20 protein-coding genes are annotated in these 16,410 nt (G+C 58.0%); 3 read left to right on the plus strand and 17 right to left on the minus strand.

The annotated features are described in order from the left end of the window. Positions 1-121 precede the first annotated feature (121 nt). Positions 122-319 carry a hypothetical protein gene (locus tag AB9N64_RS02730; protein ID WP_102880070.1) on the plus strand — a complete coding sequence of 66 codons (198 nt, stop codon included), beginning with the start codon at positions 122-124 and terminating at the stop codon, positions 317-319. Between the two features lie 137 nt (positions 320-456). On the opposite strand, the gene AB9N64_RS02735 is transcribed toward AB9N64_RS02730, so the two are convergent. Together AB9N64_RS02735 and AB9N64_RS02740 are read right to left on the minus strand one after the other, a co-directional pair. After that, the gene (locus tag AB9N64_RS02735) at positions 457-1,416 is read right to left on the minus strand and encodes an ArdC family protein (RefSeq protein WP_102879535.1); all 960 of its coding nucleotides are present in this window, start codon (positions 1,414-1,416) and stop codon (positions 457-459) included. Positions 1,417-1,551: 135 nt separating this feature from the next. After that, on the minus strand, positions 1,552-1,881 hold the full coding sequence (locus tag AB9N64_RS02740; RefSeq protein WP_102879534.1) for a hypothetical protein: 330 nt from the start codon (positions 1,879-1,881) through the stop codon (positions 1,552-1,554). Positions 1,882-2,338: 457 nt separating this feature from the next. Here AB9N64_RS02740 and AB9N64_RS02745 point away from each other — a divergent pair, with 457 nt between their 5' ends. Next, positions 2,339-2,737 (plus strand): DUF3742 family protein, encoded by a 399-nt coding sequence (locus tag AB9N64_RS02745; RefSeq protein WP_102879533.1) that lies wholly within the window; start codon positions 2,339-2,341, stop codon positions 2,735-2,737. Here AB9N64_RS02745 and AB9N64_RS02750 read toward each other — a convergent pair. The 5 genes from AB9N64_RS02750 to AB9N64_RS02770 all read right to left on the minus strand — a co-directional run bounded on the left by AB9N64_RS02750 (position 2,726) and on the right by AB9N64_RS02770 (position 7,285). After that, positions 2,726-4,267 (minus strand): conjugal transfer protein TraG N-terminal domain-containing protein, encoded by a 1,542-nt coding sequence (locus tag AB9N64_RS02750; protein WP_102879532.1) that lies wholly within the window; start codon positions 4,265-4,267, stop codon positions 2,726-2,728. The genes AB9N64_RS02745 and AB9N64_RS02750 overlap by 12 nt on opposite strands. A 10-nt stretch (positions 4,268-4,277) precedes the next feature. Then, complete coding sequence (locus AB9N64_RS02755; RefSeq protein WP_102879531.1) at positions 4,278-4,586, minus strand: hypothetical protein; 309 nt, start codon at positions 4,584-4,586, stop codon at positions 4,278-4,280. A 3-nt stretch (positions 4,587-4,589) separates the two neighbouring features. Continuing rightward, a complete protein-coding gene (locus AB9N64_RS02760; RefSeq protein WP_102879530.1) occupies positions 4,590-5,972 on the minus strand; it encodes an integrating conjugative element protein in 1,383 nt (460 codons plus the stop codon). Next, entirely contained in the window at positions 5,969-6,925 is a 957-nt protein-coding gene (locus AB9N64_RS02765; RefSeq protein WP_102879529.1) for a TIGR03756 family integrating conjugative element protein, read from the minus strand. The genes AB9N64_RS02760 and AB9N64_RS02765 overlap by 4 nt, the downstream gene beginning before the upstream one ends. A gap of 105 nt (positions 6,926-7,030) precedes the next feature. Continuing rightward, positions 7,031-7,285: a helix-turn-helix domain-containing protein gene (locus tag AB9N64_RS02770; protein WP_102879528.1), complete on the minus strand. Its 255-nt coding sequence runs from the start codon at positions 7,283-7,285 to the stop codon at positions 7,031-7,033. Between the two features lie 171 nt (positions 7,286-7,456). Between AB9N64_RS02770 and AB9N64_RS02775 the strand changes: the two genes are divergently transcribed. Continuing rightward, complete coding sequence (locus tag AB9N64_RS02775; RefSeq protein WP_102879527.1) at positions 7,457-7,714, plus strand: LasR-specific antiactivator QslA; 258 nt, start codon at positions 7,457-7,459, stop codon at positions 7,712-7,714. Between the two features lie 237 nt (positions 7,715-7,951). On the opposite strand, the gene AB9N64_RS02780 is transcribed toward AB9N64_RS02775, so the two are convergent. The 10 genes from AB9N64_RS02780 to AB9N64_RS02825 form a co-directional block, all read right to left on the minus strand. Next, on the minus strand, positions 7,952-8,683 hold the full coding sequence (locus AB9N64_RS02780) for a hypothetical protein (protein ID WP_146036630.1): 732 nt from the start codon (positions 8,681-8,683) through the stop codon (positions 7,952-7,954). 233 nt (positions 8,684-8,916) lie between these two features. Continuing rightward, positions 8,917-11,658 (minus strand): conjugative transfer ATPase, encoded by a 2,742-nt coding sequence (locus AB9N64_RS02785; protein WP_371359949.1) that lies wholly within the window; start codon positions 11,656-11,658, stop codon positions 8,917-8,919. Next, positions 11,655-12,071 (minus strand): TIGR03751 family conjugal transfer lipoprotein, encoded by a 417-nt coding sequence (locus AB9N64_RS02790; RefSeq protein ID WP_102879525.1) that lies wholly within the window; start codon positions 12,069-12,071, stop codon positions 11,655-11,657. The genes AB9N64_RS02785 and AB9N64_RS02790 overlap by 4 nt, the downstream gene beginning before the upstream one ends. Continuing rightward, positions 12,034-13,551, minus strand: a complete 1,518-nt coding sequence (locus AB9N64_RS02795; RefSeq protein WP_102879524.1) for a TIGR03752 family integrating conjugative element protein — start codon at positions 13,549-13,551, stop codon at positions 12,034-12,036. The genes AB9N64_RS02790 and AB9N64_RS02795 overlap by 38 nt, the downstream gene beginning before the upstream one ends. Further along, positions 13,541-14,356: a TIGR03749 family integrating conjugative element protein gene (locus tag AB9N64_RS02800; protein ID WP_102879523.1), complete on the minus strand. Its 816-nt coding sequence runs from the start codon at positions 14,354-14,356 to the stop codon at positions 13,541-13,543. The genes AB9N64_RS02795 and AB9N64_RS02800 overlap by 11 nt, the downstream gene beginning before the upstream one ends. Then, a complete protein-coding gene (locus AB9N64_RS02805) occupies positions 14,353-14,994 on the minus strand; it encodes a PFL_4703 family integrating conjugative element protein (protein WP_102879522.1) in 642 nt (213 codons plus the stop codon). Before AB9N64_RS02805 ends, AB9N64_RS02800 begins: the two co-directional genes overlap by 4 nt. Then, complete coding sequence (locus tag AB9N64_RS02810) at positions 14,991-15,404, minus strand: TIGR03750 family conjugal transfer protein (RefSeq protein ID WP_102879521.1); 414 nt, start codon at positions 15,402-15,404, stop codon at positions 14,991-14,993. The genes AB9N64_RS02805 and AB9N64_RS02810 overlap by 4 nt, the downstream gene beginning before the upstream one ends. A 7-nt stretch (positions 15,405-15,411) precedes the next feature. Continuing rightward, entirely contained in the window at positions 15,412-15,783 is a 372-nt protein-coding gene (locus AB9N64_RS02815; protein ID WP_060738069.1) for a TIGR03745 family integrating conjugative element membrane protein, read from the minus strand. A gap of 17 nt (positions 15,784-15,800) precedes the next feature. Further along, a complete protein-coding gene (locus AB9N64_RS02820; RefSeq protein ID WP_102879520.1) occupies positions 15,801-16,040 on the minus strand; it encodes a TIGR03758 family integrating conjugative element protein in 240 nt (79 codons plus the stop codon). Further along, positions 16,037-16,372 (minus strand): RAQPRD family integrative conjugative element protein, encoded by a 336-nt coding sequence (locus AB9N64_RS02825; RefSeq protein WP_102880068.1) that lies wholly within the window; start codon positions 16,370-16,372, stop codon positions 16,037-16,039. The genes AB9N64_RS02820 and AB9N64_RS02825 overlap by 4 nt, the downstream gene beginning before the upstream one ends. Positions 16,373-16,410: the final 38 nt, after the last annotated feature.

Genomic DNA, 16,410 nt, shown 5'->3' on the forward strand with positions numbered 1-16,410 from the left:
TGGCTCGTGTCCCTTTCTGCGGCAATCGGAATATTGATACTGCTGGATATCGTTTTGTTGGGGGCTAGTACGGCAAAGAAAAGAGTCGGTACACTGCGGTGCATATTTTTTGGGCCTTACCATGAACCTCACTGACGCTACGCTCGTGCTGCTGCTCGCGGCACGTATCCATGGGACCGACGAAGCCGTCAGGGCCTCGGCGAAGAGCGTGGTCAAGAAGTTGCCGCGCAGTAAGCGCGATCTGATCTACAAGGTGATCGACAGCCAGAGTCCCCTCGAGCTGGTGGATTTTCTGGCGCAGAACCTGGATGCGGATTGACATGCTGCGGGTGTGCGCCCCTCTCTTGTTCATTGCGTGAGGGGCCCAAGGCGTGATGCCTTCTGTTTTCTGGAAACAGAAAAAAGGGCTCAACTCGCGTTGGGCCCTGTGAAGCGATTGCAGCGGTGAGGTAACGATTAAGCTCCATCGTTCATGCATAGCGAATCAACTAGGACCGCTTGCTTCAGTTGCTGCTCCAGGTTGAGCACATACTCCGATGCGCTTCGGGCGTGACCACTGGCGCGAAAGATCGCGCGTTTGTCAGCCTTGAGCAGGCCGAGCCAGGAGTCGATGTAGCCCTCGTGCCGCAGCTCCCCCCGTATACCGGCGTAGGCACATAAAAAAGCAGCGCCCATCTCGGCGATCAACTCCTCAAACACGTAGCCTGGCGAGCCGAAAGGACAGGATGACGTCACACCCTCGCGTTGCAACCGAGAGTGATGCCCAGTCCAGTGCGTCAGCTCGTGAAGTGCAGTGGCGTAGTATCCACCCTCGTCTTGAAACTGCGCTTTTGTCGGCAGATGGATGAGATCCCTGATCGGGTGGTAAAAGGCTTCGTTGGCAGATCGATGAACGATGTGTGCACCCGAACTTAACAGCAGATTTTCCGCAGCGCTGTTGGGCTGGAAGGGATCACTCTGTTCCGTCTCGAGCAGGGTTTCATTGAGCATTTCGAGCCCCTCCGTTTGCTCGATGTTGAACAGGAAATGCGTCCGGAGAATGCCAAAGTGAGTGACCTTGAGCTGACCGTTTTCATCGAGTACGGGTTGGCCTGACTCGCTTTGCTCCTCACGCTCCATCGGCTTGTAGAGCACCGCCAGGGTACTGTGCTCACCCTTACGGATGTGCCCACCGGTTTTTTTGGCTTGGTTGAAGGTCAGCCAACGATCTTGAGTGAATCCCTGCAACCTGGCCTCGGCCCAAAGCAACGGTAAATTGATGCCCGAGTAGGGACGACGCGTGATGGCATTGATGGGGTAGGGTTGATGACCGATGTAAGCTGAGCCACTTGAGGACCAGGGTTTGATCCAGGGGGCAACGCCTTGGTCCAAAGCGGCAACGATCTTGTCAGTCACGTCTTGGTAGATATCGCGCATGGCATTTTCCTCGAGAGAAAACGAAGGAACGCCTTACCCGTCGGGGAGGGTTCCCCGATTGGGTGTGGGTGGATTGATGCAGGTCTTGCATGCCGTCTGAGTGTGGATCTGAGCGTCGAGTACAGTCGTGTGCACTCAGCGCTGGTGCTCTCCTACAAGAGCGATCAGCAATGCGCCAGGCTGGTCCGGCTCTTGGAGTAGGCTGAGACTCAATTGCAGCAACGGATCATGGTCTAAGTGATCTGTTGGTTGAATGTGTACTACCTCGAACAGTACATAGGGCTCGTGTGGAGAGGCGAGGTGAGCCTCGAAGGCTGCGCGCAATACGTGGCTCAGCCGATCGACCTTCAGCTTCTCAGCGTGATCTGAACACTCGAGCAGTACTGCGCGTTGCCACGCGCCAGGAGTGAACACGATGGGCAACCGAAGGGTGTTCAGTGTTTCCGGTGTAAGTAAGTCGGGCATGGTATGTCTCCGTTGAATACGCGAAGAAACCTGTCCCGTGCGGGGAAAGATTTCCCCGCAGTGGGTTGAAGAAAATCAAGAGGGCTTACCTCACGAGCAGCGCTCGAAAGGCGCTCAGAAGAGCAGTAGGCGTTCATCACCGTAGAAACGGTCACCGTGCGAGCCACCGAACGCTAATCGCACTTGGGGAGAACCATCACCGAAGTGAACGTAGCCTTGAAGGCTCTGGCTACCTGGGAAGGTGCTGTCGATAACAGCGATCCATACCTTGTATTTAGCCGGACGATTTGTATGGGTCAATGACTGTAGAGACGCTGTTTCACGGAGCTTGTCTTCTGTCTTCCAGTGAAGATTTTTCGGCTGGGGCAAACTGATAAACGGTCAGGCACGGGCCGATTTCAGTAGTACGCTATTACTCCTGTCTCAATCATGAAAACGCTCAGAAGAGGGCGAGAACATGCAGACGCAGAATCCCGTTCAAGTTTCCCGTGCCCACCGCTGGGTCTACACATGTGGCATGTCGGTAAAGCGTGGTTACCGTAAGTTGAAAACGTTTGAGTACCGCGTGGTTGAGCGTGCGGTGACGGCAGGTATGCCCGCAGGTAAATTACTTGTTCGCGGGAGTTTTTTGATTGCCAAACTGGCATTGATCGGAGGATTGCTTTTTGTCAGTGCTTGGATGGTTACTTTCATTGTGATGATGCTGGCTGTCACTACTTTGCTATGGCTCAGAGTTTTTATTGGTGCCGATCAACAAGAGAAAAATCCAGGGCCAGACTACCTAGGTGCTGACCTCTACATCGGTGACTTCGACGACAATGGGCATTATATAGGCGACAGCAAGTCATCTAATTGAGCGCTTAGCAGCACCCAATATTTGATCCGCACCTTTGCTCGCTGAGTCACTTGCAGCTTTGCTACCGTTCGCCAACATACCTTGAATCCCGTTGCCGACTGAATATCCTGCCCAGCTCATGGCTCCTAGAAATAGCATCGGCAGCACGATGAACATCGCCCCCATCACATACTCAATTACCTGCGCCGTGACAGTCCCATCCATAAACCCGGATGTGGGCAGCGATAACAGCACTTGATTGGAAGCCGAAACTTGGTTGTACAAGGTATCGAGCATGCTGGAGTCGACCCAGCGCGCCAGCTCCCACCAGAAGGTCAGCATGTGTAAGGTGAACAGTGCGAACGTCACTGTCATGACGGTCTTCAACTGATAGGTACTGACCAGCAGGATCAACGGCAAGCTGATGATGACGCCCATGATGAGGAAGGCCTGCACCATTGGCAGAGCGGCGCGTAGTGCATTCATTGCCGGGAAGTTGCTGAAGGAGCCGAGGGCCAATCCGGTATTGGTGGCCAGGTTATTAAGCCCCTGATTGATCGAGCCGCCACGAGCGCTGGAACCATAGTCCTGGTACACCTGTCCGGGCGACATGGACATCGATTGCTGGCGCGGGCTGACCAACTCACGGAGGGTGGCATCCTCTATCTCGTTGCCCGAACGGCCAGTCAACCAACCGTTCAACTGAGTCAGCAGCGAAGGATCGACCTGCTCGATCAAGCGCCCGCGCAAGCCGACACCGCTGTCGCTCCACCACTGCTTGCAGGTGGGGTAGCCCGCGCCATTCTCTAACCGAGGCAAGGAAACATCGCGGTTTTCATCATAGGGCCAGTTGACGCGCGGCCTGCGTGAACGATCCGTATCGTAGTAGCCGGGCGTATCGAGAAAAAAGTTTGAGCCGATCCAGGACGCGTCGTGACTTTGTGCCTTGTCCAACTGCGGACGGTTGGTGAACAGCCGAGAGCGGGAATAGCCATAGCAGTCGCGGGTGAAGTCGGCGACTTCCTGCAGCAGTACCTGGTTGTCGATGCGCGAACTGTCGATCTCCATGCGCATCTGCCGGATATCCGGTGCGCAAGGGATAGAGGCAGTGGCTGACGCAGTCACGCCTTTGCTCAAGGCATGCACCAGAAACCACCAGATCGGCACATTGGCGGAGCGTTCGCCGATAGTATTGAAGGTCGTCCCCCAGGCGGTTTCCGTCGGTTTGGCCACACTCACGCCGCAGCGCTGACTCGCCGCATCATCGAACGCCATCGATGCGAGGCTCAACGGAAAGACCGGCGCGCAACCGAACAACACGACTATGTAGGCCAACCACAATCGGTTCTCGATCCGCGGCACCGAGAGCAGTCCCTTGTTGCCTTCATCCGCGCCTTGCTGACGGGCAGACAACCACTCCTGCAAGATGATTGCACCAAAGGGCGCAGCGAATAGCCCGGTGTCGGACAGGACGCTCCAGAGGCCGTTGTTGATGATCCAGGCCAGCAGGGAGAGGTAAAACTCCAGGTAGCTGTTGGTGCTCATAAGCATGGGGGTGACCTCACAGTCGGGTGAGTTCGACGCAGGTAAAGAGCACGAACCCTAATGCCCCTATGCGTTGCACGCGTAGTCGATCCTGTGGTCGATGTCGGTAGCGTCGAAGCAGGTTCCACCAGAGGGCAAAGAGGGCGCCGTAAAGTAGGGTGCGCCACCCCCGCAGATAAGGTCGTGCGGATTCGAATGCCTGCTGCCAGGCCTCGAAACTACCCAGCGCAGTGCAGCCGATCCAGGCGACCAGTGCGGCGGTCAGGATCATCACCGCGGCAATCCCCAGACTCGAAAGCAAAGTGAATAGCGGTGAGCGTTTCACAGCTCACTTGCGCCTGGCGTCAGCATTATTCAGTCGACCGGGCTCGGGGTCGCCTTGCTCGACGGTGCGCGAAGCATCAGCACCGCCGGCATGCCGATCGAGCACCAGGCTGGCGGTGTTGGTGGCCAACATCTGCCGGACCTGCAGTTCGGTTTGCAGCAGGCGTATTTCGCGCTCCAGAGCGTCCATGTTTTTCGTCAAGGCGGTTTGGGCCGGCTTGGCGGAAGCAATGTTCGGTTCGTGACTGCCCGCCAGTAACGTGCGCAGTAGCAGCAGTGCCTTATCGAGTACGCTGGATAGGGCCGTCTCGCTGGCCAGGCGTCTCGCCAGCAGATCCTGGTCGGGATCGTCGCGCAAGGCTTCGATCACGCCACGGGTCACCGGCAGCATTGGGCTCGAGGCTTTAGCCAGGTTGTCAGGGGTAGGCGACAGTGAACCGGACAGCAGCCCTTGCAGGCCCTTGAGACCTTCGCTGTAGGCCTCCTGGATTAGCGGCGTCAATCCGCTGCCCGCGGTTGCACGCAGGGTTTCGCAGCTGTCGCAGGTCGAGACTTCGCTCTCGCCCAGCACGCGAACGGCCCATTCGGATTCCTCCTGGGGCGAGGTCCATGTCTGGCAAATAGCCCCACCCAGGCAATCGCCGCTACTGATTGAGGCACTGTCATCCACCGACCGGTTATGCAGCAGGTTATAGCCTGCGCGCACTACGTCGGCGGTCACTCGGATGGGTGTCTGCCCGCTACCTCCAGCCTTCTGGCCGCCGACCCAGGACACCCCATTGTTGCCGTTATGGGTCTCGGTGTTTTTTACCGCCGCCACCGCATCACCGCCGGTTTGCTCCAGATTGCCCTGCATTTCCTCGTTCTTGGCCAGCGCACCCCAGCCGGCTTGACCGACCTTGTCCGCCATCTTCTCGGCCATGGCTTGGCAGGTCAGTTTGGAGCGATCGAAGTCGATACGCCCTTGCATCACCCCGTTACTCAACAACTCGTAGAGGCCGGGGTTGGCGCGCTGGATGATCAACGCCGGCAGCGACATCACCGCTTGGGTCGCGTTCTGCACGATGCTGCCCATGATCTGCTGGAAACCTTCGGTGGCGCCGTTCAGCTGGTTTTGCAGGGTGTTGGTGAGGCTCATGTTTCCGCACATCATGTTTGCTCGCCAAGAGCCACCGACGCCGAGACCGCTGGGTCGGTAGAGCGAGCTTGGTGAGCCGACTGCCGAACCGCCACCGATGGTGTACATCACCCGGTCATCGAGCACTTCGCCTTGAGTGCCCAGGCGGTAATCGCCCTCGGCGGCGTGGACATGGAGGACAACGGTCAGCAGTCCGTAGAGCAACAGACTCACCACGCCCAACCATGGTCGTGCGAGAAACCGACTCATGACGCACCGCCTTCGAAGTCGATGCTGAACAGAAAGGTGTGCCCCTCGCGCTTGCAGCAGGTGTAGGGACGCCACAACGACCAGGCGTAGCCGCCATCCGCACTCTGTACCGGATCACTGGGGAAGATGGCGCATGTCGGTTGAACCTGAGGGTAGAGCAATTGCCATTTGTGGGTCGAAGCGTCGTTTTCAACGATCGGGCCGGGTGGCCAGTAGCCGTCGCGTTTGGCGGGCGTGAGTGGTAAGTACACATGCGGCTGCCAGTTGCGGGTAATCACATCGCCCGCCCGTTGCGCCATGACTGCGGCCGCCTTGAAATCGTCGGGCTGTACCAGAAAGCCTTGGCGGGGATAGACGTTGCCCCACATGTTTCCCGAAGCCTGACGACCGATTTCTCGTATCCCCGGCATGAGAGCTTCGGGGTAAAAGCTTTCCGGGATGCCATGGCGCCACGCCAGCGAGTCCAAGGTGCTCAGGTAGTAGGGTATGAAAGCAGTTGCACCACTGGCGCAGGCATAGCCAGATTGCGAAGCCAGTTGCGTTGCGATCCAGCCACCGGGGTGGCCGATGCCATCGACGTTCTTGAAGCGGGGCAGGTTGTCGCGGTGAGTGTTCGGGGTGATTAGGTTGCCGCCACCTTCCGCACCGCTGATGGGATAGGAGAGGGTGGCCATTTCGGTCCAGGAGTTATTGCCGGTGGTGGCGTAGCTCGAGACCACCAGCTCAGGAATGAAATGACGAACCTTGGTCGAGGTTTTGACTGTGCAGCCGAAGGGCGTGCAGAGGAGCCAGAAACAAATGCCGACGACCCTATATTCGAGACAATTTGGCGAAAGCACGGAAGACGTGATGCTGCCGGTGTCCAGAGCCATGCTTGGACCGCACGCTAGCAGGACGCTCAGCGCAAAGGGCCGTAGCTTTGTGGGCGGGATTGAGGAGCAGGCAACAAGCATGATCCAAGCTCTCGGTGGTTGGCCTGGGCAGCGTCGGTTACGGATTGAATACTGTCAGCGGTAATTATGAAGGCGGATCTATCGGATTTGTGAGACGTAAGACTATTATTTGACGTGAAGGGAACTGCGCAGGATATCGGCATCCACAAGTAACTGATCTGCGGTAATTTCAAAAATATTGGCGAGCTTGCACAGAACCAACAGCGACGGATTGCCCGTGCATCGTTCGAATTGACTGACGTAGGTGCGATCCACCTCGGCCATGAGCGCGAGCTGCTCTTGGGTAAGGTTTTTCACGCGTAGCATCAAGCGGATGTTTTCCGCCAGCTGCAGACGAAGCTGTTCGTAGTCTTGAGTCATGCGCGCAAATTGCGCCTTGAGGGACTCTCAATCCACGGGATATAGCCAATACATTGGTATTGATCTAGGCCATTTGATGCTCATTCCTGTTATCAAGCGTTCATTTGGTGTCGTTAAGCTTTTCGAAGCTGGGCCCAGCGTCTAACAAAAAATCAGAAATCTAGGGTGTGTATGGACGAAAACTACATTTCAATTCCGGCGGCGGATGGTAGCCCAAATCTTCTGACACCTTGGGGCAGCGAGTTTGCGCCGATGATCGAACGTGGGGTGCAATGCGCTCAGGCTTGGCTTGATACGTCCGGCGAGATTCCACTGTGGTGGGAGCTGGCGCAAACCCGCAAGACCTTTCCTGTCGGTGACTGCCAAGATGCATTCGAAGCCGGGTTCTTGTTGAGCATCCAGCAGCGGCTTGGAGGCGCACAGAGGTGATTCACTACTCGCAGGCTGAGTCGATGTGCATTGGCACTGTCACAAGGACAGCAATTTGAATCTCTGGAGGCTTTGAAGCTTTGTGCTTTTGCCCCGTCGTTGTAAGACCTCGATCGAACCTCGGCGAGATAGACCAATGGCGGCAATACATAACTATCCAGGCACACAGCTCCCCTAACACTTTCACTTAAACTCTCAATTTTGACCTTAGGCACCGATCATCAATGGGAGCTACTTTCACACTTCGGAACAGGGTTCTGTTGTGCATTGGAGTTTACGGCCTTTCAACACAAACTCGAGGGTTCGAAACTGCGTTGGGCAACACAAGCCGTCATTATCAGCATGCATCATCAGTTGCACGACGACACTCTCACCCTGAATAGATACGCTACGAATCTCTACCCTATCCCCCAAGACGTAAGCTTTCCCGTAAGCCCTTGCATTTCCTCTGTCATTGAAAACGGTGGCAAGGTAGTAGTAAATCCCACTGCCTCCTTCCGATGCCTGCAACACAGCGATGGCATCACCGTTACCGTCGCCATTAATATCGCCAAACGCATGGTCTACTAAATAAACGGCTATATCTTTATCGGGCAAATCACGTCCGGTGTCAGGAGCAAACTCACGCTTTCCGCCTTGCAACGTAATGAAATCGTCGTCAATTCTATACGTAAGATTTTTCAATACCTCCATCGAAATCGGAGGGTAGGTGATTGCGCCTGGTGGCTGGGCGCCAAAGCTTGCAATTGATACATATACCCAAGCCGCGATGCTTGAGAGCCCTAGGGTCAAAAAAGTGAACGCCGTGAACATGACGATCCAAAAGTTTTGTTTCTTTGTGAGGTTCGGAAAGATGACCTTTGCAATGATGTCACGGCCAACGCAAAGGGCCGCTCCAATAGCTAGTCCTGCCGGTGCTGCAATTGGTGCGACTGATTTGATTAGGTCGAGTGTAATTGTTGAAGACATAGGGGATGGCAGTGCCTAGCTATCGAGTTGATGCGGTGTGCTTGAGACTCCGCGTAGTTTGATGTTCAAGAAAGACTCTGCCGAACCACCCCTACTAGGTGTTTCACGGCCTATAGACAAGGCTCCTATCGCCCTGAGAGGGTGGCCAAGGGCCACTTGAGTATGCAAGATGCGCTAACTTGCATTGTCCAGTCAAGTTGCAAGAAAGGCAGGAGGATGCGTAAACAGATGTCCTACACAGGTTCTATTCCTCGCGCTCTATCGATCCGTTCAGCTACCCGGTAGGCCGCTTCCAACTCTGAGCAGCCGTTCTCCTGCATCAGTGTCCAGCGCTCGGCTTTTTCCTCGGGCTCCGTCATGGCCAGGGCGAGATAAAGGCTGGGCGGCACGGCCCGAAACAGCGTTTCGATCTTTTTCGACAGCACGACCCCCTCAGTGTATTTCCCCGGCTCCTTACTGGAGGAGAGCAACAAGGCTTTCTGTGCCAGCGTGAGCTTCTTGAACCGTGCGATTTCCTCAATCTCCGCGGGCGGCATGTTCAAACAAATCCACCATTCGATCATGTTGAGCATGGTCTGCGCAGCAGTGGGAAAGTCGGCAAGGTTTTGCGTCGCCAGCCAGAACCAAGCGCCGAGCTTGCGCCACATCTTCGTGCCCTTGACCACGAAGGGCGCCAGCAGCGGGTTTTTGGTGATGATATGGCCCTCGTCGGTGACCATGATGATCGGTCGCCCCAGGTATTGGTCGCGCTCGGCAAGGTTGTTCACGGTGTTCATCAGGCTGATGTAGCTGATGGACATCTGTGCCTCATAGCCTTCGCGAGCGTAAGTGGCCAAGTCGACAATGGTCACATCGCTCTCGGGCCAAGGTGTGCCCTCGCGATCGAACAACTCACCCTCGAAACCCTGACAAAACAGGTCAATGGACTCGCCCATTTCCTGGGCACGCTCACGACGCTTCTCCGGTAAGTGCGGGTCAGCAGCGACGCGCAGCAAGGCGTCGCGCACGTCGCGAGTCAGCACCTGGCGGCCCGCCGTGACGCAGGTCTGCGCCGCATCCAGGATGCACTCGCGGATCAGGCTGCGGTCGGCTCGACTCAGGCGGGCTTCTTCCTTGGCCTCGCCGCCGGTGATCATCAGCCGGGCGGTGATTTCCAATTCGCCGAGAATGTCGCGCTGGTCTTCGCGACTGGTTACCACCTCATCGTCCAGCTCATCGATCGACAGACTCGCCACCTGATCCGGCTGCTCGACCAGGCGCCTAGCATCAGTAAAGGGAGCGAGACTGACCGAAGCGCCAGGTTTCAATTGGACCTTATTGACCGACAGGCCCTGTGTCGCGAAGTAGTCGCCCTGCAAGCCGAATGAGTTACCGGCCTCGACGATAAACAGGCGAGGGCGGTACACCGCCATGACCTGCATCAGCAGGGTGACCAGGGTCGCCGACTTGCCGGCACCGGTGGGGCCGAACAACAGCAGATGACCGTTCATAGCCCGATCCAGGCGTGACAGAGGGTCGAAACTCAATGGCGAACCGCCACGATTGAACAGGGTGATACCCGGATGTCCTGTTCCTGTGCTGCGGCCCCACACCGGAACCAGGTTCGCCAGGTGCTGGGCGAATATCAGGCGCGTGTACCAGTTGCGCGTGTCTCGGGCCGGGTTGTAAGCCATCGGCAACCAACGCAGATAGCTGTTGCAGGCTGCGACTTCATCGCCTTCACGTACCGGTTGCAGCCCCGCGCCCAACAGCGCGTTGGCCAGGCTGACGGAGCGCTGGTGCAATTGCTGTTCATCGTGACCGCGCACGTAAAACGCCAGGGTTCCCCGATACAGCTTGTGCTGGCGGCCGATGATCGCGCGGGCTTCTTCGACATCCTGACGGGTTTGGGTCGAGGCCAGGTTTTCACCGATGGATTTGCGTGCCAAGCGGTTCAACTGATCCTCGAGCGCATCTTGCGGTTTGACCACCAGGGTCAGACTCATCACCGTGCCTTCAGGCAACTGGTCGAACAGGGCGTTCACCGCGTCACCCTTACGGGTTTCGCCAGTGAGTTGGCCAATCAAAGGTGCCCGCCGCAGCTTGTCCACCACCATGACCCGATGGGGTTGACCATCGAAGTACCAGAGTCCGTGCTGCACATTTGAACGCGGCTCATTGAAAAACAACCGTTCGGCGAAGTCGTGATCGAAAGGTAGTTCCAGCGACTCGCCGTTGCCTGACTCTGGATAGGCCACACGGTGATAGAACTCTTCGGGCGACTCATCGGTGAGCCTGGGTGCTGGATTGAACCAGGGCAACAACCAGGCATACAAATCTCGCCCATCGACTCGCGTTGATTGCACTCCGCACGCCTGCAACGAAGCACCGATACGTTCGCAAGCCTGTTGCAGGGATTGCAACGGGGTGAGTCCCGTCTCTTCAGCGCCAGACTCGAGCCAGCGATAGACCACCAGGCGCACCCGGCGGTTATTGCCTCGCCAGGGTAGGCGTGTCACAACCTTATCCTCAAACAGGCCACCGGGCTTGGCGATGGCCTTTAGATGACGGCGGCTGAGCTCCAAATACGCCTCGGTGAAGGCCGTGCCTCGTGCGCTGTCCTGAATGTAATCGGTAAGCCGGGACAGGTAGGTTGTGAAGTCGTTGTCGTCCTGGCAGAAAAACTGCGCCACCCAAGGCGATTGATCCAGCTCGTCAAAGCTGTCTTGCAGGGCATCCTCAAGGGCATCGCGGGCTGCCATCAGCCAATCAGGTTCGCGCCCTTCGGTGCCAACGGGCAGTAACTCAAACACCGCGCCCACCGAGCGATTGTCATCGAGCAGAAAACACTGCTCGGTGTCGAGGTACTCGACCCACGGCAGGTGATCGGTGAAGCTGGGGTTGTGCGCGTAGAGTGCGGCTTCGTCGGCTAAGGTCGCGCGAGGGCGCAAAGGGGTGCGCCAGCTTTTCCACGCGGGAGTGCCGGTTCGCATCATAAGTCTTCCTGACGTTCACCAGGTAATGCGTACTGCACACGTTGGTAGAACGGAAAGACGGTCGAGTAGCCCGGGACCGGTGCCTGCTCGGTACCACTCAAATGCGGATACACGTACAGCACTAGATCGGGATTGGGCAGGCGAGGGAACAGGTTGCGGATCTCGTTCGCTGCGGTGCGCGTATACGGTTCCTGGAGAGCCGCGGAGACATCTGCCTGAGCCAGCGGGCGGCGTAACTGCTGTCGAGCATCCAGCAGTTGCTGCTGAGTACCTTGCGAACCGGCGCCGTTCCAGATATCCATCATGGTTTGCTCGCCATGGGGCAGCAGCGTGTCTTTGTCGGTGGAACACCCCGTCAGGACCCAGCAGAGCAAGCTAATCCAGGTCAGGCAGGGAAGCATGGTCTTTTTCATGGTGAACGCTCCGGCCCTTGGGCTCGTAGTCGATGGTGATCTCATGGTCGAGGTGCAGTGCGACCTGTGCTGCAGGTGGCACGTACACGGCAGCAAAGGCTTCGCCATACAGTTTGTTGACCCACTCGCGGACGTCGCTGACCCCACCACTGAGAATTGAATTCAGTGCGCTATTGCCACTGCTGCTGGTGACCCCGAAGGCACTGCCGCCCGAACTGATCACGCTGCTGTTGTTCTGCTCATTCCCGAGCAAGGCAGCAACACCCGCGCCGGCTGCAGTGATCAGGCTCTGGCTGCCGAGGTACTGCTGTGCGTTCGAGCGGCGCTCGCCGGCAATGCAAGGAATGCCATACGGATCGGACAGGTAACCGAGCCCACCGCGGATCTTGTCGGTGTTTGAGCTCTGGGTGGTGGAGGCGTTTCGGCTGGCTACCGCCTTCGGCTGAGGCACCGTACGGATGGTGCCATCGGTAAACACAAAGGTGATCGACTCGACCTGTCCGCGTACGCACGACAGGGTCCAATCCCCGGACGCCGTGCCGCTCATCACGGCCCCCGCAATGTCTGGCAGGTCGATGCCGTTGGCGGTCAGGTTCTCCGGACCGACCAGCACCTTGAAGGGATAAGGATCATTCACTGTTCCGTCCACCGGGACTCGGCCGATCATCGCGGTCATGGCGACCGAGCCCATCAGCGTGGCGTTTTCAGGAATGGTGTAGACCGGCTTCGCGCCCTCGGTACGATCAGCGGATCGTGTCAGGTCACGCTCACCCTTGCTGACTGCACGTAGCTGTTTCTGGCTACGATCAATCGCGTTATCTTTCAAGCCTTCCAGCGAGTTGAAGGTGGTAGGCAGACTCAGTGCGGAGGCGGACTTGGTTTTGCCTCGGGCGCCGGTGGGCTGAGCATCCGAAGGTTCAATCCACTGCAGTGCATCATTGGCAGAATGCTGCCCTTCGAACTGAGCACCGTCACCCGGCTCAAGCCCCAATCCGATAGGTATGTCCTTGCCTTTGCCGGTCAGCCCCGACAACTGCTCCTGCAATTGCGTCAGCAGACCACGGGCCTGACGACTGTCTTGTTCTGCTTTGAGTCGGGCCTCGTTGGCTTGGCGTCGGCCTTCGTCGACCTGCTGGGTTACGCTGCCAAGCGCTGTCTGGATACGCGAATCGACGCTGTTTTCCCGCTCGCGCAGGCGGTTGTTCTCCGTCTGCAGCGACTCGTTGTGTTTCTTCAGGCCGAGCATGTCACTGCGCATGGCCTTCACCTGCCCGACCAGCGTGGCGACCGTGTCGCGTGGGGTATCGCCAGCAATGCCGAGCGACTTGGCTTGCTCGGCGGATAACTGAATATTTCCCTGATCAACTGGGTGCTCTGGAGAGGGCGTGCTGCCACCCGCGACCCAGCTTTTCAGGATGATCAGCACCACGCCCAGCAGCGCAGCCGGTACCAGCCATTTGAGCAAGGCGTTAGCGCTCATGGCCGCTACCTTGCGTAACAGATGGGATCAATAGGACCGCTTGTTCGAGGCCGGCACCGAGGGTGACGAGGTAGGTAATCGTGGTGTCTTCAGCATTGCCGACAGGTCCGAGGAAAGCATGCTGGAAGGCCGCGGCGAACAGCTTGGCCTGAAGCCGGCGCGGATCGAGTTGCACCGTCTCTGAACCACGATTGCGCAACTTCACCGCCGTCACCCAGTAATCACCGAGTCTCCAGGCGGCGATGGGCGTGCTGGACACGTTTTCGGTCGGCAGCAGGGTCGGCAGTTCGGTGCGCAGCTTGAGCGGTACGCGGCGTACACCGGGTAGGGATTCTACGGTGCGCAGCGGCGCGTACAGGCTCTGTGCGGCGTAGCGCGTCAAAGCGACCGGGATCGGCGTACGTTCTGGAATAGGTGCGGTGCTCGATTCCGCCTCGGTAGCCTGCACCGGAGCATTCTTGAGAATACGCACGGGCTCCAGCGGTTGATCGCCAGGGGTGGCCGCGATATCCAGGAGGATGATCTCGCCCGTCGTGACCGATTGCAGTTGCAGTCGGGTCGGTGCAATGGCTTCCGACGCTCGCAGGTACAGCGTGCCGCCGGTTGATTGCACGCGCAGCTTGCCCGTCAGGGTTGAGGGCAGGCCGACTCGAACATCCTCATCGATAAAGACCACCCGTTCCTGATTGATCACCAGAGGGACCGCGAGGGGGAGGCGTTCCCAGTGCATCAGTTCGACGGCCTGCGCCACAGCTCCCCATGTAGTCAGTGCGACGGCGAGTCCCAGGGTAGAAATCCGCTTCATGGCTCACCTCCAGGCAGGGAGATTTTTTGGGGAGTGCCCTGATAACAATCCAGTGCCAGCCCCCACTTATTGCGTTCGGCGTCCAGATCAAAACGCACCACGCGCAATGGATACCGCACCACCACCCGTTTCACCGGTTCGGCGGCGTAATATTCATCGGCATTGAGATCGAGCTTGACCAGCCAGCTGTCGCGGTCGAGTTGCTTGACCCTGAGTTCCGGATCCTCGCTGTAGCCTCGGCCCAGAATTTCGTAGACGCCACGCACCCGCTGGCGCAGCTCGCCGGCGGCCTTACGGTACTCATAATCACCGTCGAGAAAGGCCTTGCAGGCGGGGGTCAGGTAGGATTGCAAGCCATAGATGGCGCGGCGATAATCCTGCTCGCCATCCGAGGGCCAGCGGTTGAGTTGGCCAAAGATGTACAGGGCAAAGGCATAGATATTCTCTGGGGGGACATCCCACCACTTACGCGTGCTGCCCGAGCGCAGATCCGGGGGGACATGCACCGTCAGATCGGTCGGTGCCGAGCGCCAGCCATACCAAAGTCCGGCACAGACCAGGGCCAAAATCACTACCGCCAGACGCAGGCTGAAGATGTGGGCCTGTTGGGCATCCACCTTGTTTCGAAATCGGCTCATGGCTGCCACCGGGACAGGGCAGGGCGCAGCCGACGCGAACGGCGAACCGTCCAGGCGCCGGAGTGCAGGATCAGACTTCCGCGACCCAGGCGCCAACGGCTGGCCAGTACCCATTCGAGTTTGCGGTACAACCAGGTCTCTGGCCGGGCCCGTTTGGCCCGACGCAGTAGTGTGCCACCGGCAAATAGCACCACCGCCATGCCTGCGATCATGCTGGTTGGCGCCACGGCAATGGAGACGGTGGCGATCGCCAGAGGAACACCCAGCACCAGGCCGACAAGTGCGCCGGCACCGAGCGCCACCCACATCTCATCATTGGTCAAACCACGCAATACGGCAGGATCACGATTGAGTCGCTCTGGTAGAAAAACCAAAGTGCCGTCGGCAAGGTGTTCGATAGCGTCATTCATGCCAACCTCAAAGAATCGCGGCAGCCTTGGTCAGGAACCAGATGATGATCACCACCAACAGAGCACCGATACCGACCACCGCACCCAAGTCCTTCCAGGTCTTACGCTGGTTTTGCACGTCGGCGTACACGGTCAACGAATGCCAGGCCACCCCCAAGAAAGCGAGCAGGGCAATCAGCAGACCGAGCAGGATGCCGCCGTCGTAGGCGTAGTTTTTGATCGTCTCGATCAACCCGGAACCTTCACCACGTGAAGGAGCTTCCATAGTCGGTAGTTCGGCAAAAGCCAGGCTTGGACCGAGTACTAACAGCAGACCGATCAAGCGCTGGCTAGCGCGATCACGCAGATTGTTTTTCAGGGGGGCAAGGCACTTGAGCATGACGGCGATCTCCGGGGTTAGGACAAGGTGAAGAACATCAGAACCAGCAAGGTGAGCAGCACGCGCGCGGCGCTGCCGCCAAACGCGCCGAAGCGCACACTGCCTGTTGCCCAGCCCCGGTAAGCCGTCCACATCACCCAGGCACACCACAGCAAAACCAGGACGAGAACCAGGGACAGCCAGAGCGTCGAACTGCTCTGCGGTGAGAAGCCGGAGGCGTTTTGAAAGGCAGCGGTCTGCGCGTCGGTCATGCTCATGGCGACGGCTCCGGGGGCGGAGTGTCGAGGCGGTAATCGCCGACCAGCTCACCAGGATCGTGAGGTTGAGCACGCGAGGGCGACAGATAGTTCTGCATTCCTTGGCGAATGCGTTGGATGTCCTGAGACAGGCGGGGATAGTCGAAGCGATAGCGTTCGTTTGGTTCAGAGGTCCTGGCTACCTTAGCTTGCGCCGCAAGGCGCTCAATAGCATCGAGCTGCTGCTGAACTAGGCTGAGCTGTTCGCGCTCATGAGCAGATGCGGCATAGCCGCCGCTATGGAACGTCATCAATATGAGCAGCGTGCAGATTCGGAAAAATGTAGTCGGCATGTGGATAGCCCATTTGGAGATGGGGCCAGCATTCAACT

Source organism: Pseudomonas sp. KT_2_4, from assembly GCF_041410225.1.
Lineage (GTDB): Bacteria > Pseudomonadota > Gammaproteobacteria > Pseudomonadales > Pseudomonadaceae > Aquipseudomonas > Aquipseudomonas paracarnis.

What these genes read in the sequence shown, in the direction of transcription:
- AB9N64_RS02785 (WP_371359949.1), bottom strand. Translation starts at nt 11,658, where the DNA reads ATGATGCGAACCGGCACTCCCGCGTGGAAAAGCTGGCGCACCCCTTTG.
- AB9N64_RS02795 (WP_102879524.1), bottom strand. Translation starts at nt 13,551, where the DNA reads ATGAGCGCTAACGCCTTGCTCAAATGGCTGGTACCGGCTGCGCTGCTG.
- AB9N64_RS02805 (WP_102879522.1), bottom strand. Translation starts at nt 14,994, where the DNA reads ATGAGCCGATTTCGAAACAAGGTGGATGCCCAACAGGCCCACATCTTC.
- AB9N64_RS02745 (WP_102879533.1), top strand. Translation starts at nt 2,339, where the DNA reads ATGCAGACGCAGAATCCCGTTCAAGTTTCCCGTGCCCACCGCTGGGTC.
- AB9N64_RS02740 (WP_102879534.1), bottom strand. Translation starts at nt 1,881, where the DNA reads ATGCCCGACTTACTTACACCGGAAACACTGAACACCCTTCGGTTGCCC.
- AB9N64_RS02770 (WP_102879528.1), bottom strand. Translation starts at nt 7,285, where the DNA reads ATGACTCAAGACTACGAACAGCTTCGTCTGCAGCTGGCGGAAAACATC.
- AB9N64_RS02760 (WP_102879530.1), bottom strand. Translation starts at nt 5,972, where the DNA reads ATGAGTCGGTTTCTCGCACGACCATGGTTGGGCGTGGTGAGTCTGTTG.
- AB9N64_RS02735 (WP_102879535.1), bottom strand. Translation starts at nt 1,416, where the DNA reads ATGCGCGATATCTACCAAGACGTGACTGACAAGATCGTTGCCGCTTTG.
- AB9N64_RS02800 (WP_102879523.1), bottom strand. Translation starts at nt 14,356, where the DNA reads ATGAAGCGGATTTCTACCCTGGGACTCGCCGTCGCACTGACTACATGG.
- AB9N64_RS02775 (WP_102879527.1), top strand. Translation starts at nt 7,457, where the DNA reads ATGGACGAAAACTACATTTCAATTCCGGCGGCGGATGGTAGCCCAAAT.
- AB9N64_RS02765 (WP_102879529.1), bottom strand. Translation starts at nt 6,925, where the DNA reads ATGCTTGTTGCCTGCTCCTCAATCCCGCCCACAAAGCTACGGCCCTTT.
- AB9N64_RS02810 (WP_102879521.1), bottom strand. Translation starts at nt 15,404, where the DNA reads ATGAATGACGCTATCGAACACCTTGCCGACGGCACTTTGGTTTTTCTA.
- AB9N64_RS02820 (WP_102879520.1), bottom strand. Translation starts at nt 16,040, where the DNA reads ATGAGCATGACCGACGCGCAGACCGCTGCCTTTCAAAACGCCTCCGGC.
- AB9N64_RS02790 (WP_102879525.1), bottom strand. Translation starts at nt 12,071, where the DNA reads ATGAAAAAGACCATGCTTCCCTGCCTGACCTGGATTAGCTTGCTCTGC.
- AB9N64_RS02730 (WP_102880070.1), top strand. Translation starts at nt 122, where the DNA reads ATGAACCTCACTGACGCTACGCTCGTGCTGCTGCTCGCGGCACGTATC.
- AB9N64_RS02825 (WP_102880068.1), bottom strand. Translation starts at nt 16,372, where the DNA reads ATGCCGACTACATTTTTCCGAATCTGCACGCTGCTCATATTGATGACG.
- AB9N64_RS02750 (WP_102879532.1), bottom strand. Translation starts at nt 4,267, where the DNA reads ATGCTTATGAGCACCAACAGCTACCTGGAGTTTTACCTCTCCCTGCTG.
- AB9N64_RS02815 (WP_060738069.1), bottom strand. Translation starts at nt 15,783, where the DNA reads ATGCTCAAGTGCCTTGCCCCCCTGAAAAACAATCTGCGTGATCGCGCT.
- AB9N64_RS02780 (WP_146036630.1), bottom strand. Translation starts at nt 8,683, where the DNA reads ATGTCTTCAACAATTACACTCGACCTAATCAAATCAGTCGCACCAATT.